The following is a 26,570-nucleotide window of genomic DNA, read 5'->3' on the forward strand; positions in this document are numbered from 1 at the left end:
CGCGCGCTCGTGCGCGCGGATCACTGCTCTTGAGCCGCTTCGGCCCGGGCAGTGCGAAGATCAAGGATCTCCTTCTCGAAGTCCTCGACGGACGAGAAGGACCTGTAGACGCTCGCGAAGCGCAGATATGCGACCTCGTCGAGCTCGCGCAGGGGGCCGAGAATGGCGAGGCCCACCTCGTGACTCGGGATTTCCGCACATCCCGTCGACCGGATCGACTCTTCCACTCGCTGGGCGAGCTGCTGGAACGCGTCCTCGTCGACCGGGCGGCCCTGGCACGCCCTGCGCACACCGACGACCACCTTGTCGCGGCTGAAGGGCTCCGTCACGCCGGAGCGCTTGACCACGGCGAGAACCGCTTCTTCGACCGTGGTGAACCTGCGGCTGCAGCTGTTGCAGGAGCGACGACGACGGATCACCTGACCCTCGTCGACCTCACGGGAGTCCACCACCCGTGAGTCCGAATGGCGGCAGAACGGACACCGCACGCCAACTCACCCCTTCCCCAGCGCAGCACCCGTCACAGCAGCCACACTGGTCGGGTTACCCACAACCTGTGGACTACTTACAACGGTGTAACCACTAGATGTAGGGGTAGAACCTAGATCGCCACGCAAGAGGTTGCAACTCGACACGGCGTGTCGGGCGACACTCGGATGGAGGAATCCGAGATGAACTGCGACTACTACGCACCGGCGTCGACAGGTGACCGTCGCGCAACCTCCGAGGCGCCGCGCGCGTCGTACTTCTGCGACGCGTCACTCTAGTGGCGCAACGACCAGAGGGAGATCTTCTTGGGGTCTGGGGTGAAGAGGGCCGGTCTGGCGGCCCTGCTGGTGGCCGCGAGCAGCGCACTGGCACCGGCGGCACACGCCGCCACTTCGTCGGTGACGGCCACGTGCACGGAGGGTGGCTTCAGCGGCACGTTCACGCTCGCCTACGACAAGGACACCACGCAGTACCGGCTGAGGACGGCCAGGGGCGCGGCCGGTCCGTACATCGCCGACACCGGTGCGATGCACGTCCGGGTCTACCACCGGGTGGGCACCACGCAGAGCACCGTGCTCGCGCACACGGAGTCCGGTCTGAAGTCGGACGAGGTCGGTGAGGTCGCCGTCAACGGCACGTCGGTGTCCCGCTCGGGGCGTGCCTGGGTCGAGGTCCAGTTCGCCGACAGCAGCGGCGTGAAGTGCACGGCGGCGAAGGACCTGCGCTGAGATATCTGCTGCTCGGACCGGTCATGGTCCTCGGCCCGGCCGGTCCCGTGCGTCCGGCCGGGCCGAAACAGGCGTCGGTGCTGGCGGCGCTGCTGCTCAGCCCGGGCCGCGTCGTGCCGGAGGACCGGCTGATCGACCTGACCTGGGGCGAGCGGGCGCCGCGCAGCGCCCGCGGACGGTTGCAGGTGCACGTGTCCGACCTGCGCAAGCTGATCGGGGACGACGTGATCACGCGCGGCGCCTCCGGGTACTCGATCGAGGTCGCGCCGGGTGAACGCGACCTCGACGTGGCCGACGACGCCGTCGCCCGTGCCAGGACGCTGACCGGCGAGGCCGCCATCGCACGGCTGCGCGAGGCGCTCGCGCTGTGGACGGGCACGCCGCTGGACGGCGTGAGCGACGAGCTGGCCGAGCTGGAACGCCCGGCGCTGGTCGAACGACGGCTCGCGATCGCCGAGGAACTGCACGAGCTCCAGCTCGCCGAGGGCCACCACCGGGAGGCGGCCGGCGGTCTGCGCAAGCTCGTTGACGAGCACCCGTACCGCGAACGGCCGCGCGCCGCGTTGATGCTCGCACTGCACCGGTGTGGACGGACCGCCGAGGCGCTGGAGGTGTACTCCCAGGGCCACGAGCTGCTGACGTCCGAGCTCGGCATCGAGCCGGGGCAGGCGTTGCGGGACGCGCAGCTGCACGTTCTGCGCGGCGAGGAACACGCTCCGGCCCGGACGTTCACCGAGGTGCGGCCGGCCGAACTCCCTTTCGCCGCAAGGGGTTTCGCGGGCCGTGCCGCGGAGCTGGCCGCGTTGGAGGACGGCGAGGACGGCGTGTGGCTCATCACCGGCACCGCGGGCGTCGGGAAGACCGCGCTCGCCGTGCAGTGGGCGCATGCCGCTCGCGACCGCTACCCCGACGGGCAGCTGTACGTGAACCTGCGCGGGTTCGACGCCGACAACGAACCGCTCAGCCCGGCCGCCGCACTGGCGCAGCTGCTGCGCGCGCTCGGCGTCACTCCGTCCGAATCGGACGACCAAAGTGGACTCTTCCGGTCGCTGCTGGCGGACCGGAAGGCCTTGGTGGTGCTGGACAACGCACGTGACGCCGCTCAGGTGCTGCCGCTGCTGCCGTCGTCCGGCCGCGTGCTGGTGACCAGCAGGCACCGGCTGAGCGACCTCGTGGCCCGCACCGGCGCCCGCACGGTCACCCTGGCCCAGCTCCCGCCACCGGACTCGCGCGCGCTGCTGGTCTCGGCGCTCGGCGCGGACCGCGTCGCCGCCGAACCCACCGCCGCGGCCGACCTGGCCGAGGTCTGCGGCCACCACCCGCTGGCGTTGCGCATCGCCGCGGCGGGCGTGGGCACCAGCATCGAGTCAGCGGTCGCGGAGCTGCGCGCTGACCCGTTGCTCGCCTTCGACGGTGCGGAGCGCAGCGCGGTCGCCACGGCGTTCTCCGTGTCCTACCAAGCACTTCCCGCGGATCAGCAGCGCCTGTTCCGGTTGCTCGGGCTCGTGCCGGGGCCGGACTTCACGCCGCACGACGCGGCCGCACTGCTCGACGAGGAGACCTGTGTGGCGACCCGGCTGCTGCGCGGTCTGAGCGCCGCGAACCTGGTCGAGGCGCATGCGCCGGGCCGCTACCGGTTCCACGACCTGGTGCGCCGCTACGCCGAGGAACACTCAGGCGCGGAGGAGACCACGCCTGCGTGGGAGAGGTTGTTCTCGGTCTACCTGGCGGCCGCCGACGCGGCTGTGGCGCAGCTGGGCAAGCGGGTCGTGTCCCTCCCGCGCGACGACGAACCGGCCGAAAGCCCCGTGCGGTTCGCGAACAGCGCGGAAGCCGTCGCGTGGCTGGACGTGGAGGCACCCAACCTGGTCGCCGCGTTGCGACGGGCCGCGGTGACCGGCCCGCGCCCGCAGGTCTGGTATCTCGCCGACGCGGTGCGGCGGTTCTTCCACGACCACGGCAGGCGAGCCGAGTGGCTTGAGCTCGCGTCGGTGCTGTTGCCCGCAGCCCGGCGGCACGAGGCGCACGCCGCGGAAGCGTTGCTGCGCCTGACCATGGGCGGCGCCGCCTTCCGCGAGGGGCGGCACACCGACGGCATCGCGCACACCGAGGAGGCGGCGCGGGCCAGCCGGACGTGCGGGTGGCGCGAGTGCGAGGCGACGGCGGTGTCGAACCTCGGGTCGATGCTGGACTGGACGGGCAGGCTCCCCGAAGCGGTCGAGCACAGCCTGCGAGCGATTGAGCTATTCCGCGAGCTCGGCAACCCGTCGGGCGAAAGTCACGCGCTGAACTCATTGAGCTGTCACTACCGGCAGCTCGGCAGGCTGGCCGACGCCAGGAAGTGCCTCGACGAATCGGTTCGGTTGTGCCGCAAGAGCTCTCTCACTTTCTGGGAGGCCGCCAACCTGGCGGATCTGGGCGCGGTGCTGCTGGCGCTCGGCGACGTCGCGGACGCCGAGCACACGTTGCTGCTCGCGCTGGAGTCGTTCCGCGACCAGGGCTCCCGCTTCGGTGAGGCGACCGCACTGAGCGGACTGTCCGCCGTGCACCTGGCCCGCGACGATCACGACACCGCAGGGAGGACCGCCGCCGAGGCGCTGGAGTGCGCCCGGCAGGACGGTGACAAGCAGGCGGAAGCGGTGGCGTTGATCGGGTTGGGCCGGGCGACGCCCGAGCGGGAACACCTGGTGCGGGCGCTGGAGATCGCGACGCGGTCCGGCCTGCGCGGACTGGAGGCGGAAGCGTCCGCCGCACTCGCCCACGTCCTCGCCGGTGCCGATCCGGCGGTGGCGCGGCGCCACGCGGCCACTGCCCTCGACGTGGCGCGAGCGGGCGGGTTCCGGCTCCTGGAGGCGGAGGCGCTGCTCGCCGTCGCCGCCGTGGAGTCGGCCTCCGGTGCACAGGCGCAGGCCGGACACACGGCGCGGGAGGCCCTGCGAATCTGGCGCGAGACCGGGCACGTCACCGGTGCCGCACGCACGATCCACATGCTGGAAGGCCTCACCGCGCGGTCGTGAACGGGGTTGTCCGCCACCCGCTCACGACCGAGCTGACCGTCAGGCCTCGCCGGTGTCGGTGTCGCAGTACTTGAGCGGCGCACCCTTCTCCGTCTGCAGGCACACCTGCAGGTACACCTTCACGCCCTCGGGAATCTCGATGTCGTCCGGGTACGTGTTGCAGTTCAACCGCGGGTCCTGGTGGTGGCCCGAGTGGTGCCACAACTTGTACTCGTGCGTGACACCGCGGTAGGTGTAGGTGAGGCGTCCGCGCACACCGAGGTCGTCGTAGTCGCGGTCGCAGATGCCGAAGTGCTCGCCGTAGGCCCTGAACCAGGCCATGCCGCCCTTGGTGCCGGGGTCGTCGGTGTAGACCTCGACGTCCTTGGCGGCGTGGGCGGCCGGCGTCATCGACAGCGCGGTGCCCACGGCGATCGCCGCCGCAGCAGCGATTCGTCCCATTCTCATGCTTGTTTCCCTCTCGGTGTTTCCACCGGGTTCGTTGACGACGACGTCGCCGGGATGCAGCCGACGGCCGAGCCCAACCCCAGGGGGCTCGCCACGACGGTCATGGCCGAACTCGGCCGGTACGCGGCTCAGCGCGCCATCGAGCGCGGATCCGTGACGTCCGGCCGGGATGAGGAGAGCTGCACGCGCGGGAGCTGCGCTGGTGGCGCTCACCGCGGGCATCACACCCGATGATCGCGAGTCTCGTCGCGACGTCAGCTGGTCACCGGGGTGGTGGGTCTGCTTTTGCCATAGCGCCTCCTGAGTGGTCTTGTCTGTCGCACCGAATGGTGGACAGGGCCACTTCCGCGAGGCTTCGGTTTCGCTTCGGTCCTACGGGGTGACGCCGGCCTGCTGGAGGTAGAGCACACCGAGCGCGATGACCGTCAGGGCGCTCAGCACACCGACGGCGACGAGTTCGAGCGCCGACTCGCGCTTGGGCCGGACCTCGCACGAGCTCGACTCGCGCGAGCTGGGCACCGCGACCGGCCGCGGCTTGGTCGCCGGGCGCCGCGGCATGACGCGGGGACCCGAACGGAGGGGACGTCCCGCTGCGACGTCCGCGTCCTCAACGACGCGCAACCGCTTCTCGACGAGCACCGCCATGACGCCCTCCACCGCAGGTCAGCCACCATGATCGAACAGGGGTTCGATCGAACGTCCGTGCGAATTTCTACCAGACCACCCCGCCGAACGCCACAACACGCGCCCAAATACCTCGAACAGGTGTTTGATCTGTGCAGCAAACACGACTACCGTCGACCACGAAGATCGACGGAGTGCCGGAATCCCATTCGAACTGGGGGCGGCGAGGAGGACAGCAACCGTGGCAGGCAAGACGATCGACCCGGACCCCGCTCTCGTGGAGACAGAGGTAAGCGAGATCGCGGGAAACGCCGGCCTGACTTTGCGGCAGCGCAAGGTGCTCGACGTGATCCGCGACTGGGTCGACCGTTTCGGCTACCCGCCGAGCGTGCGGGAGATCGGCGAGGCCGTCGGCCTCACGTCGACCTCCTCGGTCGCGTACCAGCTGCGCGCGCTGGAGCGGAAGGGCTTCCTGCGCCGCGACCCGAACCGCCCGCGCGCGGTCGGCATGCTGCCGGCCGAGATCGACCCCGGTCTCGACCCGATGTCCAAGCCGACCCCCGCGTACGTGCCGATGGTCGGCCGGATCGCGGCCGGTGGCCCGATCCTGGCGGAGGAGTCGATCGAGGACGTGTTCCCGCTGCCACGCGAGATCGTCGGCGAGGGCGAGCTGTTCCTGCTGCGCGTCGTCGGTGACTCGATGATCGACGCCGCCATCACCGACGGCGACTGGGTCGTCATCCGCAAGCAGCCGACCGCCGACCAGGGCGAGATCGTCGCCGCCATGATCGACGGCGAGGCGACGGTCAAGACGTTCAAGCGCAAGGACGGCCACGTGTGGCTGATGCCGCACAACCCGGCCTACCAGCCGATCAACGGCGACGAGGCCACCATCCTCGGCAAGGTCGTCACCGTGCTCAGGCGTCTCCCCTAGCTCTTTTCTTCTTCTCGAAGAAGTCGAGCCACTTCTTCCTCGTGGCTTCCATGTCCACGACGACGAAGCTGAAGAACTGCCCCATGTCCTTGAGGCGCGCACCCACTGGCGTGTCGAGACCGAAGATCTCGGCACCGTCCAGTGCGGTGTGCGCCCAGACGGAGTTGCGCTGGGCAGTGGTCAGCCACGCCCGGTACCAGATCTCGTCGCCCAGGAAGTAGCGGATCCGCTTGCCGTCACGCTCGCTGCGCAACAGGTCCAGCTCCTGCAGGTGAGCCGTCGACCGCGAGATCGTGCCGGGACTGACCGACAACCGCAGCACCAGTTCGGTCGCCGACAGGCTGCCCTTGTCGGTCATGAAGATCTCGGCGAGGATCCGCGCCGCCGTGAGCGTCAGGCCGGCCTGCCGGAACACCCCGACCAGCCTCAGGTGGAACTCCTGCACCTCACCGGGGCTGCGATCGAACGAGTAGGCCTCCTCGTCCACGTCCAGGTCGTCCACCGCGGGCATCCGGCGCATCGCCCGCCGGCTCGCCGCCCGGTGCGCGACCCCCGGCCGGTAGCCGTTGTGGCCACCGTTGCGGAGCACCTCCCGCTGGATCGTCGAGGCGGGCCTTTGCAACCGCCTCCCGATTTCGGAGTACCCCAGCCCGTCCCAGAGGAACTGGGCGATGAGCTGCCGCTCTTCTTCATCCAGCCGCTTACCAGGCATGACGTCATCGTGCCGTGCCTTCCAGGCCCTTGCAATGAGTCTTTTGACTTCGTCCGCAAACGTCTTTTGCTTGCACCGAGTCGAAAGACCTCGTTGCAAAGGAAGACATCGTCACTCCGCCGCACGAGCCGTGCTCGCAGACCGCCGCTTCACGTGGGACCAGAACCACCGTCGCGATCGGAGCCGGCAAGGCCTACCTGTTCCTCCATCGAGATCCTCCACGGCCTCTACCGGCTCGGGCTGGAGAAGGAGATCGCGCGACGCACCGGCAGGCGAAAGTCCTGCTGCTCATGGCCGTCGCGGTGTACGTCGTGAGCGCGACCATCGACTGGCACAAGCGCTCCGCACGACAGCACCAGGAGCGTGGGGATCAGGCTCGGCGGCGCAGGCGGAGGCCGACGAACAGGGCGACGACGAGGGCGATGCCGCCGAGGGTCAGGGCCAGCGGCCAGTTCTGCCAGGAGCCCGACGAGCTCGACGGTGGTGCGGCCTGCGGTTGGCCGGCCACTGGCGGCGGCGGGGTCGTGGTCGTCGGTGCCGGCGGCTGGGCCAGGGCGGCGGCACCCGCCACGGCGCGGATCGGGGTGCCGACGCCTTCCGAGCCGGAGAGCAGGGTGCCGTCCGGGTCGAACGCGATGGCCTCGCCCTGGGGTTCGTTCGGCAAGGGGACTCGGACCGGGTCGCCGGCGAGGGCCTTGACGATGTCGCCGCCCGGGACCGGGTAGAGGTAGGCGTCGGTGTAGGTGCGCAGGGCGATCACCGAGCCGTCGGCGGTGGCGGCGGCGCCGGTCACCAGACGCGAGTCGAGGTTGCCCTCCAGTGGGCCGCCCGGGGTGTCGGTCGCCGCCAGCGACACGCGCGCCACCTGCTCCAACGGGACTGATATATCGGTTCGGAGCGGAGCTGTGGGGCGATACACCAGTGCGGAGCCGAGCGGTTCCTTGGTGATGATGTACGGGACACCGGACTTGTCGATGAGCAGCGCTTCGGCGTCGTGCTTGCCGTCCGGGTAGGTGAGGCGGAACCGCTCCACGGCGCCCGAAGGCGAGACCTCGTGCAGGGCGACCGTGGAGCGGGACCGGTTGTTGTCGCCGGTGTCGGACGCCCAGAGGGTGCCGTCCGGGGTCATCGCCAGGTCCTCGACGTCAAAGGGGTCGATGGGCGCGGTGATCGTGCGCTGCACGACGCAGTCGCGGCCCATGACCTGGATGCGCAGCGAGCCGTTGTCGCTGTCGTTGACGGCGTAGAACCGCTTGCCGTCGGACGTGAGCCCGGAGAGCTCCTGCATGGCTACCGGGCACACGTCCACCGGCGGAGGCGGGATCAAGCAGGCGTTCCGTTCGTCGCGAACTCCTCGAGCAGGCCCGCGAGGTCGGGGCGCACGCGGGCGCTGAGCAGCGTGCCCACTTCCGTGTGCTTCTCGGACAGCACCTCGCCGTCTCGGTGCACGCGGGCGACGACCTCGCCGCGCGCGTACGGGACGAGAGCCTCGACCACGACCTCCGGGCGGGGCATCAGCTCGGCGATGCGGACCTTCAGCTCCTCGATGCCGAGGCCCGAGTGCGCCGACACGAACGACGCGTCCGGGAACAGGTGCCGCAGCCGGGCCAGGCCCAGGTCGCCCACCGCGTCGATCTTGTTCACGACGAGCAGCTCGCGCGGCATCGGCGTGCCGGTCTCCTCGTTGATCTCGGCGAGGACCTCGCGCACCGCCTTGACCTGCGACTCCGGCATGCCGTCGGAGCCGTCGACCACGTGCACGAGCAGGTCGGCCTGACCGACCTCCTCCAACGTCGAGCGGAACGCCTCGACCAGCTGGTGCGGCAGGTGCCGGACGAAGCCGACGGTGTCGGTCAGCGTGTACGGCAGGCCTTCCGGCGTCAGCGCGCGGCGGGTCGTCGGGTCGAGGGTGGCGAACAGCGCGTCCTCCACCAGGACGCCGGCGTCGGTCAGCGCGTTGAGCAGCGATGACTTGCCCGCGTTCGTGTAGCCCGCGATGGCCACGCTCGGGATCTCGTTCGCGACGCGGCGGCTGCGCTTGGTCTCGCGGATCACCTTGATCGCGGCGAGCTCGCGGCGCAGCTTGGCGATGCGGTCGCGGATGCGCCGGCGGTCGGTCTCGATCTTGGTCTCACCGGGACCGCGCAGACCCACGCCGCCGTTGCCGCCGCCGGCACGACCACCGGCCTGCCGCGACAACGTCTCACCCCAGCCGCGCAGGCGCGGCATCAGGTACTGCAGCTGGGCCAGCTCGACCTGGGCCTTGCCCTCCTTGGACCGCGCGTGCTGCGCGAAGATGTCCAGGATGAGCGCGGTCCGGTCGATGACCTTGACCTTCAGCCGCTCCTCCAGCTGACGCAGCTGGCCCGGCGAGAGCTCGCCGTCGCAGATCACCGTGTCGGCGCCGGTCGCCTGCACCACGTCGCGCAGCTCGGCCACCTTGCCGGAGCCGATGTACGTCGCGGGGTCCGGCTTGTCGCGCCGCTGCACCACGCCTTCGAGCACCTCGGAACCAGCGGTTTCGGCGAGGCGGGCCAGTTCGGCGAGGGAGGCGTCGGAGTCCGCGGCCGTGCCCTCGGTCCACACCCCGACGAGCACGACCCGCTCCAGGCGAAGCTGCCGGTACTCGACCTCGGTGATGTCCTCGAGCTCGGTGGACAGCCCCGCGACACGGCGCAGTGCGGCGCGTTCGGCGAGTTCGTAGTCACCCGTCGAGAAGTCTTCCTCTTCCCACGCGGCGTCGAACTCTGTGCTCTGGATGTTTTCCGTCATTTGCCCTTCATCGTCCCATGGACCGTCAGTCCCCCGGATACACCGCGAGGTAGATCGCCACACGGGGAACTTCCGGCCTGACCGGTTGCGCGGCCAGCTCATCCATCAACGACGCGAGCCGCTGTTTTAGTTCCTCCGGGTCGACGGTGACGACCAGGCGGCTCTGATCCACTTCACTGAGCCCGATGTCGGCAACCTCGCCGAGGAAAGCGTGCAGCATCGCCTCGCCGACGGCGACCGCATTTTCGCTGTTGTCGAGCCGCCAGGAAAGCCCTGTCGACCGATAGGGGATTTCTTTGGCTCCCCGGTTGCCGGCGCGCGGCGGCATCGCTTCGAGGAATCCTGCGGCCACGAGCTTGCGGACGTGGTGCAGCGTCGTGGCCGGGTCCTTGCCGAGCCGCTGCGCCAGCTCCTTGTTGGTGAGCGGCCGGTCGAACGTCAGGCGGATGATCCGAAGCCGCAGGTCAGAGCTGAGGGCCGCGGCTTCTTCCGTGGTCGCCGGCCGTCGTTCGCTGGAGAGTGCCACCCTCGCAGTCTAAGTGATTGACAGTTTCCAATCACTCGGCGCAGACTCCTCGGCATGGCGCTTTGGGGGCACCCCGACTTCCGCAGGCTCTGGACGGGCGACACGATCAGCCAGTTCGGCGCGAACGTCGGTATGACGGTGGTGCCGCTGCTCGCGGCGGGTGTGCTGAACGCGACACCGTTCGAGATGGGGCTGCTGGCCGCGGCGAGCACGATGGCGTTCCTGGTGATCGGCCTGCCCGCGGGCGTCTGGGTGGACCGGATGCGCCGCAAGCCGTTGATGATCGCGATGGACCTCATCCGCGCCGCGCTCATGCTGAGCGTGCCCGTCGCGTGGTGGCTGGGACTGCTCGGCCTGCCGCAGCTGATCGCGGTGACCCTCGCGGCGGGCGTGTGCACGGTGTTCTTCGACGTCGCCTACCAGTCGTACCTCCCGTCGCTCGTCGGACGCGGCCAGCTCGTCGAGGGCAACTCGAAGCTGCAGGCCAGCCTGTCGGTGGCGGAGGTGTCGGGACCGGCGATCGGCGGCTACGCGGCGCAGTTCCTCGGCGCGGCCAACGGTGTTCTCGCGACCGGGCTGGGCTACCTGAGCTCGGCGTTCTTCCTGGTGCGGATCAGGACCGCCGAACCGGCGCCGGAACGTCACCCCGACCCGCACCTGCGGCGCGAGATCGCGGAGGGTCTGCGGTTCGTCTTCGGCAACGTCACCCTGCGCATGATCGTGGCCTGCACCGGAACGTCGAACTTCTTCCACGGCATCCAGAACGCCGTGATGATCCTCTTCCTGCTGAACGTCGCGGGGCTGAGCGAGGGCACGGCGGGCCTGGTCCTCAGCGCGGGCGGCGTCGGCGGCGTGCTGGGCGCGGCCTTCGCGTACCGGATCGGGCAGCTGGTCGGGCAGGCCAGGATGATCTGGCTCATCCCCGTGGTGACCTGGCCGTTCATCCTGACGCTGCCGTTCGTCTCGAACGGCTGGGGCCTGGTGCTGCCGATGGCCGGCTCCGCGGTGAGCGTGTTCGGGGTCGTCGTCTACAACGTCGGGCAGGTGAGCTACCGGCAGGCGATCTGCCCCGACCACCTGCTCGGCCGGATGAACGCCTCGATCCGCTGGGTGGTGTGGGGCTCGACGCCGCTGGGCGCGCTGCTGGGCGGCGTACTGGGCTCGTGGATCGGGATCGTGCCGACGCTGTGGGTCTCGCTCGTCGGCTCGGTGGGCGGCATGGTGTGGGTGCTGCTCTCACCGTTGCGGACGATGCGTGATCTTCCGGCCGTGTCTAGCGTCGAGGCCCATGGCTGATACACGCGTTGTGCGGGACGGTCTTCACTTCGGCGAGGGACCGCGACGCGGCCCCGACGGTCGCCTCTACTACTCCGACTTCTACGCGGGCGAAGTGCACGCCCTCGACCTCACGACGGGTGCCGACGAGGTCGTCGTCGCCTTCGACGGCCAGCCCTCGGGGCTCGGGTGGCTGCCCGACGGACGCCTGCTCGTCGTGTCGATGCTCGACCGCACCGTGCGCCGCTTCGAAGGTGATGACCTCGTCCTGCACGCTGATATATCGGATATCGCGACGTTCCACGCCAACGACATGCTCGTCGACGGCGAGGGTCGCGCGTACGTCGGCAACTTCGGCTTCGACCTGCACGGCCTGGTCGACGAGGTCGGCATCCCGCGGCTGCTGGAGCCGGACTTCGACCCGCAGGGCGCCGCGCTCGCTCTGGTCCAGCCCGACGGGTCCGTCAGCGTCGCGGCCGAGAACCTCAAGTTCCCGAACGGCATGGCCCTGCTGCCCGACCCGACGGGCGAGTCCGAGAGCGGCAACGTGTTGGTCGTCGCCGAGACCCTTGCATTCCAGCTCACTTCGTTTTCGGTCGACCGCAACGGATCGTTGCAAAACCGCAGGTTGTGGGCAGATGTGAAGGAGTTCGGCATCGCACCGGACGGGATCGCCGGGGACGGCGACGGGGTGTGGGTGGCGCCGGCGTTGCAGCCGGCGGTGTTCCGGGTGACCGAGGGCGGCAAGATCACGCATCGGGTCGAGACGACGCAGACGTGCTTCGCCGTCGCGGTAGTCGACGACCACTTGGTGTGCCTGACCGCGCCCGACTCGAACCCGAGCGTGGTCAAGCCGGAGAAGCTCGGGAAGGTCGAGGTCTACGACCTCAGCTGATATGCGATGTATCAGTTACGCGAGGGCGTCCCACCAGGACTTGTCGAGCTCGCCGCGCGCGACGAGCACGGCAGGTCCGGTGAGGGTCGACGTCGTCGGCTCGATCGTGACGAAGACCTGACCGCCGAGGACGTCGACCGTCGCGGAACCCGTCGTCTTGCCCTGGCCCGCGAGCCACGAGGCGACGGACGCGACGGTGCCGGTGCCGCACGAGCGGGTCTCGCCGACGCCGCGCTCGTAGACGCGCATGCGCAGCGCGTTGTCGCCGATGGTGTTGATCAGCTCGACGTTGACGCCGTGCGGGAACATCACCGGGTCGAAGCCGGGCGGCACGGTGAGGTCGAAGCTGCCTACGGGCGTGTCGGTGACGCACGCGAGGTGCGGGTTGCCGACGTCGACCGCGAAGCCGCCGATGCCCTCGCCGTCGACCGCGGCGATGGACGTGCCGGTGATCCGCGCGGGGCCCATGTCGTTCGTGACGGAGCCGTCCGGGTGCGTGACGACCGTCCGGTCCCCCGCCCGCGTGCCGACCACGAACTCGCCCTGCGGCTGGTGGCCCGCGTCGACGAGGTAGCGGGCGAACACGCGCAGGCCGTTGCCGCACATCTCGGCGATGGAGCCGTCGGCGTTGCGGTAGTCCATGAACCACTTGCCTTCGGAGCGCACGACGCGCAGCACGCCGTCCGCGCCCAGGCCGCGTTGCCGGTCGCACAGCGCCTGCACGCGCGCCGGGGTCAGGTCCAGCTGGTCATCGAGGTCGGGCAGGATGACGAAGTCGTTCTCCGTGCCGTGCCCCTTCACGAACTCCACGGGACCAGGTTACCGGCGGCCTGCGCCAGATCCGGCCTGGCGCCGTCCAACCAGGTGATGCGCTGGTCACGCCGGAACCACGACCGCTGCCTGCGCACGAACCGGCGAGTGGCGCGCTTGGTCTCCTCCGCGGCGAAGTCGATCGTGCACGCTCCGTCCATTGCGGACAGCACCTGCTGGTACCCCAGCGCCCGCGAGGCGGTCTTGCCGTCGCGCAGGCCGAGCTTCACGAGAGCACGCACCTCGTCCTCCAGCCCCGCGGCGAACATCAGGTCCACCCGCCGGTCGACGCGCGCGTCCAGTTCGGACACCTCGCGGTCGACGCCGATCTGGACGGTGCCGTAGCGGGCCGGACCGGGTTTGGGGAGGTTCGCGGAGAACGGTTGCCCGGTCAGCTCGATGACCTCCAGCGCGCGCACGATGCGGCGCCCGTTGGACGGCAGGATCGCGATCGCGGCGGCGGGGTCGAGCTCCTGCAGGCGCCGGTGCAACGCCTCCGGGCCGACGGCGCTGAGCTCGGCCTCGAACCGTTCCCGCACGGCGTCGTCGGTACCGGGGAACTTCAGGTCGTCGAGCACCGCCTGCACGTACAGGCCGGACCCGCCGACGAGGATCGGCGGTTTGCCGGCCGCGAGCAGGCGTTCGATCACCGCCCGCGTCTCGCGCTGGTAGGCCGCGACGGACGCGGTCTCGGTGACGTCGAGGACGTCGAGCAGGTGGTGCGGGACGCCGCGGCGTTCGGCGAGGGTCATCTTGGCGGTGCCGATGTCCATGCCGCGGTAGAGCTGCATGGCGTCGGCGTTGACGACCTCGCCTCCGAACCGCTCCGCGAGCGCGACGGCCAGGTCGGACTTTCCGGTCGCGGTCGGTCCGACCACGGCGACGGGGGTGATCACGGGCGCTCCCAGACGGCGACGTGGTAGCCCACGCCGAACGGTGCGAAGAACTCGGCGCTCGCGCAGCGCCACGGTCCGGGCACGCCGGCGAGGACCTGCCACGCCGCGCGGCCCTGCGCGCCCAGCTCACGGGCGAGTTCGGGGTCGAGGGCGAGCAGGCCGTCCACATCGGCGGCGGCCAGCAAGGCGTGCACGTGCTCGTCGAACGGCCCCGAACGCTCGTCGTTCGAGCCGGGCGAGCGCGGACCGTGCCGGGTCGAGCCGTCGCCGAGGATCAACAGCCCGGCGGACTCGCCGGCAAGTCGTTGTCCAAACGAGACACATTCCGCGGGTGAAAGATCACGCGGTACGAGTTCAACGCGTGACACCTCGACTGCGCACAGTTCCCGCAGCCAGGCGGTGATCAGCACGGGCAACGGAATCCGGGGGTCCGGAACCGAGTCACCGCCGAGTGACACCGGCAGGTCGACCCCGTATCCGAGAAAAGTTCCGGAGAGCGGCGGCACGATCTTCGCCGGACCGCTGTCGTCGACCGCCACAGCGACCCACGGACCGGGCAGTTTCCCTGCCGCGGCAACGGTTGCGGCGCGCACGGGCTCGGTTTCGGCAGCGGCTCCCGCGACCAGTTCTGGCACCAGAAGAGGCGGGTGCGGCACCACTGCGGCACGGGTGATCACGACGAATGAGGCTACCTATCGTGGACTCCCAGTACCGAGTCGAGCTCTGACCTGTTTGAATGCGCGCGGGGAACTGGGGACGGGAGACCCTCCAGCGCCCGTATTGCATCGGCCCCGCCAGTGGCGGGGCGCCCGTGGCAGGCACGGGCGTCAGATGGGAGGAACCGGCGATGTCGGAGCAGGACAGCACACCGGAGGCCGTGACCGAGACCGCCCTGGAGACGGGCGCCGTGGAGGTCGCAGCCGAGGGTGGAGTCGAGGAAACGCCGAAGGAGACCGCGCAGGCGACGCCTCCGGCCGTCCCCGTGGCGTCGGACCATCCTGACCGCTGGGGGCGCGTGGACGCCGACGGCACCGTGTACGTGAAGACCGCGGACGGCGAGCGCGCCGTCGGGTCGTGGCAGGCGGGCGAGCCGGTCGAGGGCCTCGCGCACTTCGCGCGGCGGTTCGACGACCTGCGCACCGAGGTCGAGCTGCTCGTGACGCGGCTCCAGTCGGGCGCCGGCGACCCTAAGCACGCCCTGACCAGCGCGAAGCACGTCAAGGAGCAGCTCGCGGACGCCGCCGTGGTCGGCGACCTCGCGGCGCTGGCCGCGCGCGTCGAGCACGTGCTGGAGCGGGCCGAGGCCGGCATGGAGAAGGCGAAGGAGGCCAAGGAGGCCGCCCGAGCCCAGTCCGTGGCGCGCAAGCAGGCGCTCGTCGAAGAGGCCGAGTCGATCGCGAACGAGTCGACCCAGTGGAAGGTCGCCGGCGACCGGCTGCGGGCGATCCTCGACGAGTGGAAGACCATCCGCGGCGTCGACCGCAAGACCGACGAGCAGCTGTGGCGCCGGTTCTCGAAGGCGCGCGACGCGTTCAACCGCCGTCGCGGCTCGCACTTCGCCGACCTCGACCGCCAGCGTTCGGTGGCGAAGGCCTCCAAGCAGGCGCTCGTCGAAGAGGCGGAGAAGCTCGTCGACTCCGACGACTGGGGCCCCACGGCCGGTCGCTACAAGGAGCTGATGGTCGAGTGGAAGGCCGCCGGGCGTGCGCCCAAGGAGGCCGACGACGCGCTGTGGCAGCGGTTCCGCGCCGCGCAGGACGCGTTCTTCCAGAAGCGGTCCGAGGCCTTCAGCGAGCGTGACGCCGAGTTCTCGGCGAACGCGAAGCTGAAGGAGGAGCTGCTCGCCGAGGCCGAGACGATCGACCCGTCGACCGACCTCGAGTCGGCGCGCCAGCACCTGTACAAGATCCAGGAGCGCTGGGACGCCATCGGCAAGGTGCCGCGCGAGCGCATCCGAGAGCTCGAGGGCAAGCTGCGGGCGATCGAGGAGAAGGTCCGCGGCGCGGTCGACGCGCAGTGGCGTCGTTCCGACCCCGAGGCCGAGGCCCGCGTGGCGCAGTTCCGCGAGCGCGTGGAGCAGTTCGAGGCGCAGGCCGCGAAGGCCCGTGCGGCGGGCGACAAGCGCCGCACCGAGCAGGCGGAGGCCCAGGCGGCCCAGTGGCGCGAGTGGCTCGCCGCCGCCGAGCAGGCGCTGGCGACCCGCTAGGCACGACGGACGAAGGCCCCCTTCCGAAGGGGGCCTTCTGCGTGTTCAGCAGGTCGACGCCTTGACCTCGGCGTCCCAGGTCGCTCCCCCGTTCCAGTCGACCTGACCCCAGCCGCACCGCGTGACACCGGGCGAATAGACCATGTTGCCCCAGTGCGAACCCGTTCCCGCCGACGCCCAGAAGTTGACGTAGACGTTGCGGGGGCGGTCCCAGACCCGGATCTGCAGTTTGCCGTCCGGGCGGGTGCTGCCGCCCGCATAGCTCGGAATGCGCACCCACTTCGTGCCGCACGTCGATGAATAGCGCAGCTCGATGCGCCCCTTCGACGACGTCACCGCCGCCGCCGTGACCGCTCCCGAAGCGCAGCCGGTCGCCTCCGGGTCCTTGTCGTCGCAACCGGAGCCGGAACACGTCACCGCGACCTCCACCGGCTCCGCGCTGGCGGCGGCAGGCAGCACCGTCACCATCGACGCGCACGCCGCCACCACGACCGCGACACCGCTGAGCTTTCCTCGCAACATCAGGCATTCCCCCTCAATGAGGTTTGTCGGACGGGAAAACACTGACAGTCGAGGTTTGTCGGCAAACAGCGACAATCTCGACAGACGACCCCTACAATCGAATGTGGGGGAACAACCATGGACACCTCGCTCGGAATACTTCTGCGGCGTCTGCACCTTTCCGCGGGCCTCACGCAGGAGGCACTCGCCGAACGCGCGAACCTCAGCGCTCAGGCGATCGGCGCGCTGGAACGGGGGAACCGGCGGTTCCCCCACCAGGCCACGGTGGAACGGCTCGCCACCGCCCTCGACCTCGACGATCACACCCGCGCCGCGCTGGCCGCGGCGGCCCGCAGGCGTCCGGCCGTGCCGCCGCCAGGAGACTGCCCTTCGGCATTGCCGTACGACCTCGCCGATTTCACCGGGCGGTCCGCGGAAGTCGCCCACTGCCACCGATCGGCCGCCACCGAGTCGATCATCGCGATCGACGGAATGGCGGGCAGCGGCAAATCCGCGCTGGCGGTGCGGCTCGCCCACCTTCTCTCAGATCGCTTTCCCGACGGGCAGTTCTTCGTCGATCTGCACGGCCACACGCCCGGCCACGATCCGTTGTCCGCAAAAACCGCTCTGGGTGACCTGTTGCGCTGTCACGGGTTGCCCGGGACAGAACTGCCGGAGGACGTCACCCACCGCACCGCGTTGTGGCGTTCGAGGCTCACGGGCAGACGCACGCTCATCGTGATCGACAACGCGGTGGACGCCGCCCAGGCCGCCCCGCTCGTCCCCGGCTCACCAGGACATCTCGTCATCATCACCAGCAGGCACAAGCTGACCGATCTCGACGGTGCCGCGCACCTGTCGCTCGGTTCGCTGGACCCCGACGACGCCGTGGACCTGTTCACCCGGATCACCCGGCAGGACGCGGAACGCGACGCGATCGCGGAGGTGGTCGCGCTGTGCGGTTATCTGCCGCTCGCGATCCGGCTGGCCGCCACCCGGCTGCGGAACCGCCCGTCGTGGACGGTGCGCGACCTGGGCACCCGGCTGCGCGACGAGCAGGAGAGGCTGCCCGCGCTGTCGGCGGGCAACCGCAGTGTGGCCGGCGCCTTCGAGCTGTCCTATCGCCACCTCGCCGACGCCGAACGCCGGGCCTTCCGGTTCCTCGGCCTGCTGCCGGGCAACGACATCGGCCCCGAAGCGACCGCCGCGTTGTGCGGGACGAGCGTCGCAGAGGCCCGCCGCACGCTCGAACGCCTCGCTGACGCCCACCTGCTGAGCGAGTCTGCGGTCGAGCGGTACACCTGCCACGACCTGCTGCGCCGGTATGCGGCGAAGATCGTCGCGAGCGAGCCGGAACCGGTGCGGCACGCGGCGCTCGGCCGGTTGCTCGACCTCTACCTGCGGCTCACGGCGAGTGCCGGCGCGGCGACCGACGCGTACCACTGGTTCACACCGGCCGACGTCGCCTTGGTCCCCATGAGCCAGGACGAGGCGTGGGACTGGTGGTCGCGCGAACACGCGAACCTGCTCGCCGCCGTCCCCGCCGCCGCGCAGGCGGGGCTGCACGCACACGCCTGGCAGCTCGCCCAGGCGCTCGTGCCGTGGCATTCGCGGTCCGGACAGGTCCAGGACCGGCACGACTGCCAGCGCATCGCGCTGTCGTCCGCGCGTCAGGCCGGTGACCAGGACGCGGAGGCGCACGCGCTGGTCGACCTGGCCGCCGCGTGCCACCAGCTCGGCGAGGTGGCCGAGGCACACCGCCACTACGAAGCGGCCATCGCGCTCGGCCACCCGCACGCCGGCGCCCGCGCGCTGGCCAGGCTCGGCACGCTGCACCTGTCGGTGGGCGGCTACCGGCTGGCCGAGGACCACCTGCTCAAGGCTCGCGCACTGTTCGGCTCGCTCGGTCTCGGCCGCGACGAAGGCGTGACCCTGGTAGCGCTTGCCGAACTGCACGAGCGTTCGGGCAACGACGCCGCGGCCGCGCACACGTTCGCCGAAGCTCTGAACATCCTCGACAGCACCGGCCCGCGCACGCACAAAGCCTCGGTGCACACCGGTCTCGGCAAGCTGTACGCCAAGACCGGTGAACTGGGCGAGGCGGAGCGCCAGCTCGGTCTGGCGTTGCGGCACGCCCGCGCGTGGCACGACCGTGCCGCCGAACTCCGCACGCTCACCGCAGTGGGCTCAGTGCGCGCGTACGGCGGTGACCCCGACGGCGCGGTCTCCTGCTTCCACCAGGTGCTCGACGCGGGGCTGCCGCTCGGGGCGATGCGGGCGCGGGTGCTCTCCGGCCTCGGCGTCGCGAGGGCGCGGCTCGGCGACCACACCGAGGCCATGCGGCTGCACCACCAGGCGCTGGCCATCGCCACCGCCCACGACGCACGGGATCTGCGCGCCCAGATCCTCATCGACCTCGGCGACACCTGCGCCGCGGCGGGAGACCCCTGCGCCGGCGGCCACTACCGCAGCGGGCTCGCGCTCGCGCGCGAACTCGGCAGCGCCGACCAGCAACGTCGTGCCCGCAGCGGCCTGTCAGAGCTTGGGCGGACGGGAAGCCGCGATCCTGACCCACTTCGCCAGCAGCACGATCACCGCGATCACCGCGATGATCAGGCCGACGCCGGGACCGGGTCCGATCGCCTTGTTGCTCGTGGTCGTCTGCTGCGTCCAGATCGACAGCACACCCGTCACCGACCCCGCGAACAGGCCTAGCGCGCACACCCACGCCAGACCCCAGCGGCGAACCGCCAGCGTGACGCCGGACCCCAGCACGCCGATGCCGAGCGCGAAGAACGAGAACAACCGCGGCACGAAGCTCGTCGACTCACCGAGCACGACGTTCAGGCCCGTGGTGTCGCCGACCCACGGCAGCACCAGCGACACCAGCAACGCCAGCACGGCGATCGAGATCGTCAGCGCCCCCGTACCCGGATCGATGCGCTTGGCCGCCTGCTGTTCCACCGCGTCGATCTCCTTGCGCAGGTACTCCTCCTCGCTCACTGGGCAGAGCACCCCGACACGGCGGGCAGCGGCGCGGGAGCCCCGAACGACGGCAGGCCGAGGCCCACGCCCGCGGTCTTGGGCTTGATGCCCGCCTCGGAGCGGTCACCGGCCTTGGTGCGGCGCCACGACAGCGGTTCGCCGTCCGCGACGAGGTAATGCGGGGCCGCGTAGGTCACGACGGTCTCGACGACGTCGCCCGGACGCGGGGCCGTGGCGCCGGGCGTGAAGTGCACGAGGCGTCCGTCGCGGGCGCGGCCGCTCATGCGGTGGGTCTCGGCGTCGCGCTTGCCCTCACCGGTCGCGACGAGCACCTCGACCGTGCGGCCGACCTGCTCGATGTTGAGCTGGTGGGTGATCTCGTTCTGCAGCGCGACGAGACGGTCGAAGCGTTCCTGCACAACGGCCTTCGGCAGCTGGTCGGCCAGCTCGGCGGCCGGCGTGCCGGGACGCTTGGAGTACTGGAACGTGAAGGCGGACGAGAACCTGGCCCGGCGCACCACGTCGAGCGTGCCCTGGAAGTCCTCCTCGGTCTCACCGGGGAAGCCGACGATGATGTCGGTGGTGATCGCGGCGTCCGGCATGGCCGCCCGGACCTTGTCGATGATGCCCAGGTACTTCTCGGTGCGGTACGAGCGGCGCATCGCCTTGAGCACGCGGTCCGAACCGGACTGCAGCGGCATGTGCAGCTGGTGGCACACGTTCGGCGTCTCGGCCATGGCGGCGATGACGTCGTCGGTGAAGTCCTTGGGGTGCGGCGAGGTGAACCGCACGCGCTCCAGGCCCTCGATGCCACCGCAGGCGCGCAACAGCTTGCCGAACGCGAACCGGTCGCCGAACTCGACGCCGTAGGAGTTGACGTTCTGGCCGAGCAGCGTCACCTCCAGCACACCCTCGTCCACCAGCGCCTGCACCTCGGCGAGGACGTCACCTGGGCGGCGGTCCTTCTCCTTGCCGCGCAGGGACGGGACGATGCAGAACGTGCAGGTGTTGTTGCAGCCCACCGAGATCGACACCCAGCCCGAGTAGGCGGAGTCGCGGGTGGCGGGCAGCGAGGAGGGGAACGTCTCCAGCGCCTCGAGGATCTCGACCTGCGCCTCCTCGTTGTGCCGCGCGCGTTCGAGCAGCACCGGCAGCGAGCCGATGTTGTGCGTGCCGAACACGACGTCGACCCACGGGGCGCGGCGGACGATCTCGCTGCGGTCCTTCTGCGCGAGGCAGCCGCCGACGGCGATCTGCATGCCGGGCTTCGCGGCCTTCTGCGGGGCGAGGTGGCCGAGCGTGCCGTACAGCTTGTTGTCGGCGTTCTCGCGGACCGCGCAGGTGTTGAAGACGACGACGTCGGCCTGCTCGTCCTCGGCGGCCTTCGCGTAGCCGGCGTCCTCGAGCAGACCGGCGAGCCGCTCGGAGTCGTGCACGTTCATCTGGCAGCCGAACGTTTTGATCGAGTACTTCTTCAGGCCATGCGACGCGCTCACTTGGTCACCATATCCCCTGGTTAGCAGCGGTTCGCGCCACGGTCGCCACTGCTGGACCAGCTTGATCGCCCGGTACTGCGACAATCCGGCACGCGGGCGAAGATCATTCACTGCGGCGACCCTGAGTGCACCTCAGGTGACCTGGAGTCACCGCAACCAACCTTTCGTCGGGTGCAAGCGTAGAACGCCCGCGTGGCACGATGCGCAGGTGCTGGGACGACTGCATGCCGCCGTGAGCCTGCTGACCGCCGCAACGGTCCTGACGGGGTGTGGCAGCACGCTCGAAGACGTCAAGATCACCATGGCGACGGGCCCCGAGGGGGGCGTCTACTACACCCTCGGCAAGAGCCTCGCGGACATCTGGAGCGGCCGCCTCGGCATCGTGCGCCCCCAGGTCGTCGCGACCGCCGGGTCGAAGGACAACGTCCTGCGCCTGGTGAACGGGCAGGCCCAGGTGGGCTTCTCGCAGGCCGACGCGCTCGACGGGGTGCCGGGTTCCTCCCAGCTGCGGGCGCTGGCCCGGATGCACGACGACTACCTGCAGGTGATCGTCCGCTCCGACCTGCCGGTGACGAAGCTCAGCCAGCTCTCCGGCCTGCGCGTGTCGATCGGCGGCAAGGAGTCGGGTGTCGAGATCATCGCGCGCCGGCTGCTGAAGTCCGCGAACGTCACCCCGCAGCAGCTCAACCTCGGTCTCGACGACTCGGTCCAGGCGATGAGCGAGGGCAGGCTCGACGCGTTCTTCTGGTCGGGCGGGCTGCCGACCAGGGCCATCACGCAGCTCACCAAGGAGCTCGGCGTCCGGATGCTCGACCTGAAGGACGACCTTCCGGCCTTCCGCCAGCAGTACTCGGTGTACGGGTCCGCGACGCTGCCCGCCTCCACCTACAACCTGCAGTCCGGGCCCGTCATCACGCTCGTGGTGCGCAACTTCCTGCTCGTCACCGACAAGATGCCCGACGACGTGGCCGAGGCGCTGGTGCGGCAGCTGTTCGAGGGACAGCCCGAGCTGGTGAAGGCCCACTCCGCGGCACGGACGATCGAGCAGCGGTCGGCCATCGAGACATCACCGGTGCCGCTGCACCCCGGCGCCATGCGCTACTACCGCGAAGCCAAGGTCTGAGCCGCCACTGATATATCGGATATCACATATTGGATGTTGGATATCGGATATCGGCGCAGCCCCTCACCGCGATATATCGCATTTCAGCAACCGATATCCAACAACCGATATATCGGATATTGGATACGGGATAGGGCGGCAGTATCCAATATCCGATATATCAGACGGCCGGCAGCTCGATGATGACCTTCAGGCCGCCGTCCTCGGGTGATTCGAGGCGGACGGTGCCGTCAACGCGTTCGACGACGAGGCGCACGATCGAGAGACCGAGTCCGGAGCCGGGGACGTTCTGGTGGGCCGGACTGCGCCAGAACCGGTCCGTGGCGCGTTCGAGCTCGTCGGGTTGCAGACCGGGCCCGTGGTCCGCCACGGAAAGGCGCACGACGCCGTCGGCCTTCCGCACGTCGACCACGATCAACGTGCCCTCCGGCGTGAACTTCAACGCGTTGTCGAGCAGCGCGTCGAGCACCGTCTCCACACCGCGCGGAGGCGCGAGGGCCATGCCGACGCGCTCACCGTCGAGCACGAGGTGGACCTCCTTGGCCGTCGCCGCCGCCTGCCACGCCGAAAGACGCGCCGCGACGGACTTGTCGACGTCGACCGGCACCGGGTCGACCGAACTGGACTCCGCGCGGGCCATGGCGAGCAGCTCGTCGAGGATCCGGTTCAGCCGATCGGTCTCGCTCAACGCCTCCACCTGGTGCACCTCGGCCTCGGCGTCGACGTGACCCTCCAGGTTGGACAGCCGGAGCTTCAGGGCCGTCAACGGGTTCCGCAGCTGATGCGAGGCGTCGGCGACGAAGGCACGTTGCGCGGCAAGCACATCGCTGACGTTCGCGGCCATCTGGTCGAACGACCGCGACAGCTGCCGCAGCTCCGGTGGCCCGCTCTCCGCGCCCACCGGCGGCACCGGACGTCCGGACACCACGGCGGCGAGCAACTTCCCGGTCGCGTCGTCCAGCGCCTGCACCGGCCGCAACGTCCACCGCACCACCGGCAGCGCCAGCAGCACCGCGAGCGCCAGCACCAGCAGCGACGCCGCCAGCAGCAGGCCCCACCACGCCAGCACCTCGAAGCGCGTCTTGGACGTCGGCGAGAACGTGATCACCGCGCCGCGCACCTCGCCGTCCACCAGAACGGGTTCGGCGAGCACCAATTTGGTGTCACTCCAAGGCATGAACAACGGCGGCGCCACCGGCAGCCGTCCGGCCAGCGCCTTGCTCACGAGGTCCTGCACGGCGCTGTCGCCGAGCGCCAGGTCGTTGCGGGAGGCCACCACCGCCACGGTCGGCGCGTCGCGGGTCACCACGGCCACGCCGATGTCGTAGACGTCGGTGTAGCGCTCCAGCTCGGCCCGCATCAGGTCGGGCTTGTCGTCGATCAGCGGCCGCTGGGCCAGCGACGCGAACCGGCTGGTGTCGGTGAGGCGGTCGAGGAACATCTCCTGCTGCTCCGCGGCCGCCACCCCGCGTCCCAGCGGCACGCCGAGACCGACGAGCACCAGCACGATCAGGGCGAGCACCACGCCCAGCAGCCGGGACCTCACGACCGGTCACCTCGTCCCAGACCGGTGCGCCGCCAAAAGATCCCCCGATCGGGATCACCGCGGCGAAGCCCGGTCACGACGCCTGACCCAGCCGGTAGCCGACGCCGCGCACGGTCTCCAGCAGGGCCGGGCGGCCGAGCTTCGTCCGCAACGTCGCGACGTGAACGTCCAGCGTGCGGTTGGCACCGGACCACGTGCGCCCCCACACCTCGGCGAGGATCCGCTCCCGCGTGCACACCGCGCCGCCCGCCGCCATCACCAGCGCGAGCACCTGGAACTCCTTGCGCGAAAGGGCCACGGGTTCACCCGCGACGGTGACTTCGTGGCGCCCCAGGTCGACCCGCACGTCGCCGGTCTCGAACACCTCCGTGGACACCGCCCCGACTCCCACCGGATCGGCACCGCGACGGCGCCGCACGGCGTGCACGCGAGCGACGAGCTCGCCCACGTCATAGGGCTTGACCAGGTAGTCGTCCGCCCCGGCGTGCAGGCCGAGGATCCGGTCGTCGATCTCCCCTCGCGCCGACACGACGATGATCGCGACGTCGGACGCGGCCCTGATCGCACGGCACAGCGTCACGCCGTCCATGTCGGGCAGGCCGAGGTCGAGCAGCACCACGTCGACGCCCGTCAGGCGGTCGAGCGTGCCGCGGCCCGTGGCCTGCCGATCCACGTGGAAACCCCGCCTGGTCAGCGCTGGGACCAAGGCCTCGGCGACCCTGTCGTCGTCCTCGACGAGCAGCACGCGCACTTTCGCTACCTCCCGGGCAACCGATGTCTGCCTGTGACAGAGTTGAGACCCTAAGTCTTGCTCAATGTCCTGGACTGGTGTGGTGGCGGACACCTAGGTTTCCGCCAACGCCGACGACCCCAAATGGAGGACTGGATGACTGCCGCCTCTGCCCCGCCGATGATTCGTGTGGCGGGTGTGGACAAGTTCTTCGGCCCGTTGCACGTCCTCAAGAACGTGCAGCTGGAGGTGCCGAAGGGGCAGGTCGTGGTCGTGCTGGGGCCGTCGGGTTCCGGTAAGTCGACCCTGTGCCGGACCATCAACCGCCTCGAGCCGATTGATTCCGGTGTCATCGAGGTGGACGGGCAGCCTCTTCCCGCCGAAGGAAAGGAACTGGCACGCCTGCGCGCCGATGTCGGCATGGTGTTCCAGTCGTTCAACCTTTTCGCGCACAAAACCATCGTCGAGAACGTCATGCTCGCTCCGGTGAAGGTGCGCAAGACCGCGGCGGCCGACGCCCGCAAGACCGCGATGGAACTGCTGGAGCGGGTCGGGATCGCCAACCAGGCCGACAAGTTCCCGGCTCAGCTCTCCGGTGGGCAGCAGCAGCGTGCGGCGATCGCCCGCGCGCTCGCGATGAAGCCCAAGGTCATGTTGTTCGACGAGCCCACGTCCGCGCTCGACCCGGAGATGGTCCAGGAGGTCCTGGACGTCATGACGGGCCTGGCCAAGGACGGCATGACGATGCTCGTCGTCACGCACGAGATGGGCTTCGCCCGCAAGGCCGCGGACCGGGTGATCTTCATGTCCGACGGCGAGGTCGTCGAGGACTCCACCCCGGAAGAGTTCTTCTCGGCCCCGAAGTCCAACCGCGCGAAGGACTTCCTTGGCAAGATCCTGACTCACTAGTAGTCAGCCCACTTACGGACGAATGGCAGGAGAAGGACGATGAGGGTTCGCACCCTTGCGGCGGTGCTGCTGACGGGCGCACTGGCCCTGACCGCGTGTGGCAAGGAGGGCACCCCTGGCGGCCAGGGAGCGCCCACCGGCCTGTTCGAGGTCGCCAAGGACGTCAAGGTCGACGGCTCGCCCACGTTCGAGAAGGCCAAGGCGCGCGGCAACCTCGTCGTCGGTGTCAAGGAGGACCAGCCGGGTCTGGGCTACAAGGACCCGACGACGAACAAGTACAGCGGCTTCGACATCGACATCGCGCGTCTGATCTCCGCGAAGCTGGGCTTCGACCCGGAGAAGATCCAGTTCAAGACGATCCAGTCCGCCGCGCGTGAGCAGGCGCTGATCAACGGCGACGTCGACTACTACGTCGGCACGTACACGATCAACGCGGGCCGCAAGGAGAAGGTCGGCTTCGCCGGACCGTACTTCGTCGCCGGTCAGGACCTGCTGGTGAAGAAGGACAACACCGACATCACCGGCAAGGACACGCTCAAGGGCAAGAAGGTCTGCTCCGTGACCGGCTCCACGCCGGCCAAGCGCATCAAGGACGAGAACCTGACCGAGGCCTCCAACGTCCTCGAGTTCCAGGGCTACTCGCAGTGCGTCACCAAGCTGCTCAACGGTGAGGTCGACGCGGTCACCACGGACGACGCGATCCTCAAGGGCTACGCCGCCGCCGAGGAGGGCAAGCTGAGGGTCGTCGGCAAGCCGTTCTCCAGCGAGCCGTACGGCATCGGCCTGCCCAAGGAGGACAAGGCCCTGCGCGACAAGGTGAACGACATCCTGCAGGCCTCGCTGGACGACAACACCTGGCAGAAGATCTACGACGGCACGCTGGGCAAGTCCGGTTCGTCCGCGGAGAAGCCCAAGATCGACCGGTACTGACGGTCTCTCACGTGGCCGG

Annotated in this window: 24 protein-coding genes and 1 pseudogene; 10 read left to right on the forward strand and 15 right to left on the reverse strand. The window is 69.8% G+C overall.

The window, feature by feature from the left end; genetic code table 11:
- Positions 1 to 20: 20 nt before the first annotated feature.
- Complete coding sequence (gene nrdR / locus ACWEIJ_RS15685) at positions 21 to 488, reverse strand: transcriptional regulator NrdR (RefSeq protein ID WP_053738461.1); 468 nt, start codon at positions 486 to 488, stop codon at positions 21 to 23.
- Positions 489 to 794: 306 nt separating this feature from the next.
- Here nrdR and ACWEIJ_RS15690 point away from each other — a divergent pair, with 306 nt between their 5' ends.
- Together ACWEIJ_RS15690 and ACWEIJ_RS15695 are read left to right on the forward strand one after the other, a co-directional pair.
- The gene (locus ACWEIJ_RS15690; RefSeq protein ID WP_449837871.1) at positions 795 to 1,217 is read left to right on the forward strand and encodes a hypothetical protein; all 423 of its coding nucleotides are present in this window, start codon (positions 795 to 797) and stop codon (positions 1,215 to 1,217) included.
- On the forward strand, positions 1,190 to 4,234 hold the full coding sequence (locus ACWEIJ_RS15695) for a BTAD domain-containing putative transcriptional regulator (protein ID WP_449837872.1): 3,045 nt from the start codon (positions 1,190 to 1,192) through the stop codon (positions 4,232 to 4,234). Before ACWEIJ_RS15690 ends, ACWEIJ_RS15695 begins: the two co-directional genes overlap by 28 nt.
- Before the next feature lie 39 nt (positions 4,235 to 4,273).
- On the opposite strand, the gene ACWEIJ_RS15700 is transcribed toward ACWEIJ_RS15695, so the two are convergent.
- Both ACWEIJ_RS15700 and ACWEIJ_RS15705 read right to left on the reverse strand, forming a co-directional pair.
- The gene (locus ACWEIJ_RS15700) at positions 4,274 to 4,681 is read right to left on the reverse strand and encodes a hypothetical protein (protein WP_449837873.1); all 408 of its coding nucleotides are present in this window, start codon (positions 4,679 to 4,681) and stop codon (positions 4,274 to 4,276) included.
- A 372-nt stretch (positions 4,682 to 5,053) separates the two neighbouring features.
- On the reverse strand, positions 5,054 to 5,326 hold the full coding sequence (locus ACWEIJ_RS15705) for a hypothetical protein (protein ID WP_449837874.1): 273 nt from the start codon (positions 5,324 to 5,326) through the stop codon (positions 5,054 to 5,056).
- 235 nt (positions 5,327 to 5,561) lie between these two features.
- Here ACWEIJ_RS15705 and lexA point away from each other — a divergent pair, with 235 nt between their 5' ends.
- Positions 5,562 to 6,239 (forward strand): transcriptional repressor LexA, encoded by a 678-nt coding sequence (lexA, locus tag ACWEIJ_RS15710; RefSeq protein ID WP_030464922.1) that lies wholly within the window; start codon positions 5,562 to 5,564, stop codon positions 6,237 to 6,239.
- Here the strand turns inward: lexA and ACWEIJ_RS15715 are convergent.
- From ACWEIJ_RS15715 to ACWEIJ_RS15730, 4 genes are all read right to left on the reverse strand, one after another.
- Complete coding sequence (locus ACWEIJ_RS15715) at positions 6,223 to 6,951, reverse strand: helix-turn-helix domain-containing protein (protein WP_449837875.1); 729 nt, start codon at positions 6,949 to 6,951, stop codon at positions 6,223 to 6,225. The genes lexA and ACWEIJ_RS15715 overlap by 17 nt on opposite strands.
- A gap of 370 nt (positions 6,952 to 7,321) precedes the next feature.
- Positions 7,322 to 8,278: a hypothetical protein gene (locus ACWEIJ_RS15720; protein ID WP_449837876.1), complete on the reverse strand. Its 957-nt coding sequence runs from the start codon at positions 8,276 to 8,278 to the stop codon at positions 7,322 to 7,324.
- Positions 8,275 to 9,723: a GTPase HflX gene (hflX, locus tag ACWEIJ_RS15725; RefSeq protein WP_449837877.1), complete on the reverse strand. Its 1,449-nt coding sequence runs from the start codon at positions 9,721 to 9,723 to the stop codon at positions 8,275 to 8,277. The genes ACWEIJ_RS15720 and hflX overlap by 4 nt, the downstream gene beginning before the upstream one ends.
- A 25-nt stretch (positions 9,724 to 9,748) precedes the next feature.
- A complete protein-coding gene (locus ACWEIJ_RS15730) occupies positions 9,749 to 10,249 on the reverse strand; it encodes an ArsR/SmtB family transcription factor (RefSeq protein WP_449837878.1) in 501 nt (166 codons plus the stop codon).
- 54 nt (positions 10,250 to 10,303) lie between these two features.
- On the opposite strand from ACWEIJ_RS15730, the gene ACWEIJ_RS15735 reads away from it, so the two are divergent.
- Both ACWEIJ_RS15735 and ACWEIJ_RS15740 read left to right on the forward strand, forming a co-directional pair.
- The gene (locus tag ACWEIJ_RS15735) at positions 10,304 to 11,545 is read left to right on the forward strand and encodes an MFS transporter (RefSeq protein WP_449837879.1); all 1,242 of its coding nucleotides are present in this window, start codon (positions 10,304 to 10,306) and stop codon (positions 11,543 to 11,545) included.
- Positions 11,538 to 12,419: an SMP-30/gluconolactonase/LRE family protein gene (locus ACWEIJ_RS15740; RefSeq protein ID WP_449837880.1), complete on the forward strand. Its 882-nt coding sequence runs from the start codon at positions 11,538 to 11,540 to the stop codon at positions 12,417 to 12,419. Before ACWEIJ_RS15735 ends, ACWEIJ_RS15740 begins: the two co-directional genes overlap by 8 nt.
- Positions 12,420 to 12,434: 15 nt before the next feature.
- On the opposite strand, the gene dapF is transcribed toward ACWEIJ_RS15740, so the two are convergent.
- Genes dapF through ACWEIJ_RS15755 form a run of 3 tightly spaced genes read right to left on the reverse strand, consistent with a single transcriptional unit; the run spans position 12,435 to position 14,802 of the window.
- A complete protein-coding gene (gene dapF, locus ACWEIJ_RS15745; RefSeq protein ID WP_449837881.1) occupies positions 12,435 to 13,229 on the reverse strand; it encodes a diaminopimelate epimerase in 795 nt (264 codons plus the stop codon).
- Positions 13,217 to 14,125 (reverse strand): tRNA (adenosine(37)-N6)-dimethylallyltransferase MiaA, encoded by a 909-nt coding sequence (gene miaA / locus ACWEIJ_RS15750; RefSeq protein ID WP_449837882.1) that lies wholly within the window; start codon positions 14,123 to 14,125, stop codon positions 13,217 to 13,219. The genes dapF and miaA overlap by 13 nt, the downstream gene beginning before the upstream one ends.
- Positions 14,122 to 14,802 carry a class III extradiol dioxygenase subunit B-like domain-containing protein gene (locus tag ACWEIJ_RS15755; RefSeq protein ID WP_449837883.1) on the reverse strand — a complete coding sequence of 227 codons (681 nt, stop codon included), beginning with the start codon at positions 14,800 to 14,802 and terminating at the stop codon, positions 14,122 to 14,124. The genes miaA and ACWEIJ_RS15755 overlap by 4 nt, the downstream gene beginning before the upstream one ends.
- A gap of 170 nt (positions 14,803 to 14,972) precedes the next feature.
- Between ACWEIJ_RS15755 and ACWEIJ_RS15760 the strand changes: the two genes are divergently transcribed.
- A complete protein-coding gene (locus ACWEIJ_RS15760; RefSeq protein WP_449837884.1) occupies positions 14,973 to 16,331 on the forward strand; it encodes a DUF349 domain-containing protein in 1,359 nt (452 codons plus the stop codon).
- Positions 16,332 to 16,376: 45 nt separating this feature from the next.
- Here ACWEIJ_RS15760 and ACWEIJ_RS15765 read toward each other — a convergent pair whose 3' ends face one another.
- On the reverse strand, positions 16,377 to 16,853 hold the full coding sequence (locus tag ACWEIJ_RS15765) for a DUF2690 domain-containing protein (RefSeq protein WP_449837885.1): 477 nt from the start codon (positions 16,851 to 16,853) through the stop codon (positions 16,377 to 16,379).
- A 117-nt stretch (positions 16,854 to 16,970) separates the two neighbouring features.
- On the opposite strand from ACWEIJ_RS15765, the pseudogene ACWEIJ_RS15770 reads away from it, so the two are divergent.
- A pseudogene (locus tag ACWEIJ_RS15770) lies at positions 16,971 to 19,193 on the forward strand (ATP-binding protein); the annotation flags it as partial.
- Positions 19,194 to 19,367: 174 nt separating this feature from the next.
- Here ACWEIJ_RS15770 and ACWEIJ_RS15775 read toward each other — a convergent pair.
- Entirely contained in the window at positions 19,368 to 19,835 is a 468-nt protein-coding gene (locus ACWEIJ_RS15775) for an Rv2732c family membrane protein (protein WP_449837886.1), read from the reverse strand.
- A complete protein-coding gene (miaB, locus tag ACWEIJ_RS15780) occupies positions 19,832 to 21,313 on the reverse strand; it encodes a tRNA (N6-isopentenyl adenosine(37)-C2)-methylthiotransferase MiaB (protein WP_449837887.1) in 1,482 nt (493 codons plus the stop codon). The genes ACWEIJ_RS15775 and miaB overlap by 4 nt, the downstream gene beginning before the upstream one ends.
- Positions 21,314 to 21,521: 208 nt before the next feature.
- Between miaB and ACWEIJ_RS15785 the strand changes: the two genes are divergently transcribed.
- A complete protein-coding gene (locus ACWEIJ_RS15785) occupies positions 21,522 to 22,436 on the forward strand; it encodes a TAXI family TRAP transporter solute-binding subunit (RefSeq protein ID WP_449837888.1) in 915 nt (304 codons plus the stop codon).
- A gap of 160 nt (positions 22,437 to 22,596) precedes the next feature.
- Here ACWEIJ_RS15785 and ACWEIJ_RS15790 read toward each other — a convergent pair whose 3' ends face one another.
- Together ACWEIJ_RS15790 and ACWEIJ_RS15795 are read right to left on the reverse strand one after the other, a co-directional pair.
- Positions 22,597 to 23,982: a sensor histidine kinase gene (locus tag ACWEIJ_RS15790; protein ID WP_449837889.1), complete on the reverse strand. Its 1,386-nt coding sequence runs from the start codon at positions 23,980 to 23,982 to the stop codon at positions 22,597 to 22,599.
- Positions 23,983 to 24,055: 73 nt separating this feature from the next.
- Positions 24,056 to 24,733 (reverse strand): response regulator transcription factor, encoded by a 678-nt coding sequence (locus tag ACWEIJ_RS15795; protein ID WP_355444146.1) that lies wholly within the window; start codon positions 24,731 to 24,733, stop codon positions 24,056 to 24,058.
- 159 nt (positions 24,734 to 24,892) lie between these two features.
- On the opposite strand from ACWEIJ_RS15795, the gene ACWEIJ_RS15800 reads away from it, so the two are divergent.
- Positions 24,893 to 25,621, forward strand: coding sequence for an amino acid ABC transporter ATP-binding protein (locus ACWEIJ_RS15800; protein WP_449838193.1), 729 nt, complete (start codon positions 24,893 to 24,895; stop codon positions 25,619 to 25,621).
- A 39-nt stretch (positions 25,622 to 25,660) separates the two neighbouring features.
- A complete protein-coding gene (locus ACWEIJ_RS15805) occupies positions 25,661 to 26,551 on the forward strand; it encodes a glutamate ABC transporter substrate-binding protein (protein ID WP_449837890.1) in 891 nt (296 codons plus the stop codon).
- Positions 26,552 to 26,570: the final 19 nt, after the last annotated feature.

The sequence above is a fragment of the Lentzea sp. NPDC004789 genome (genome assembly GCF_053601075.1).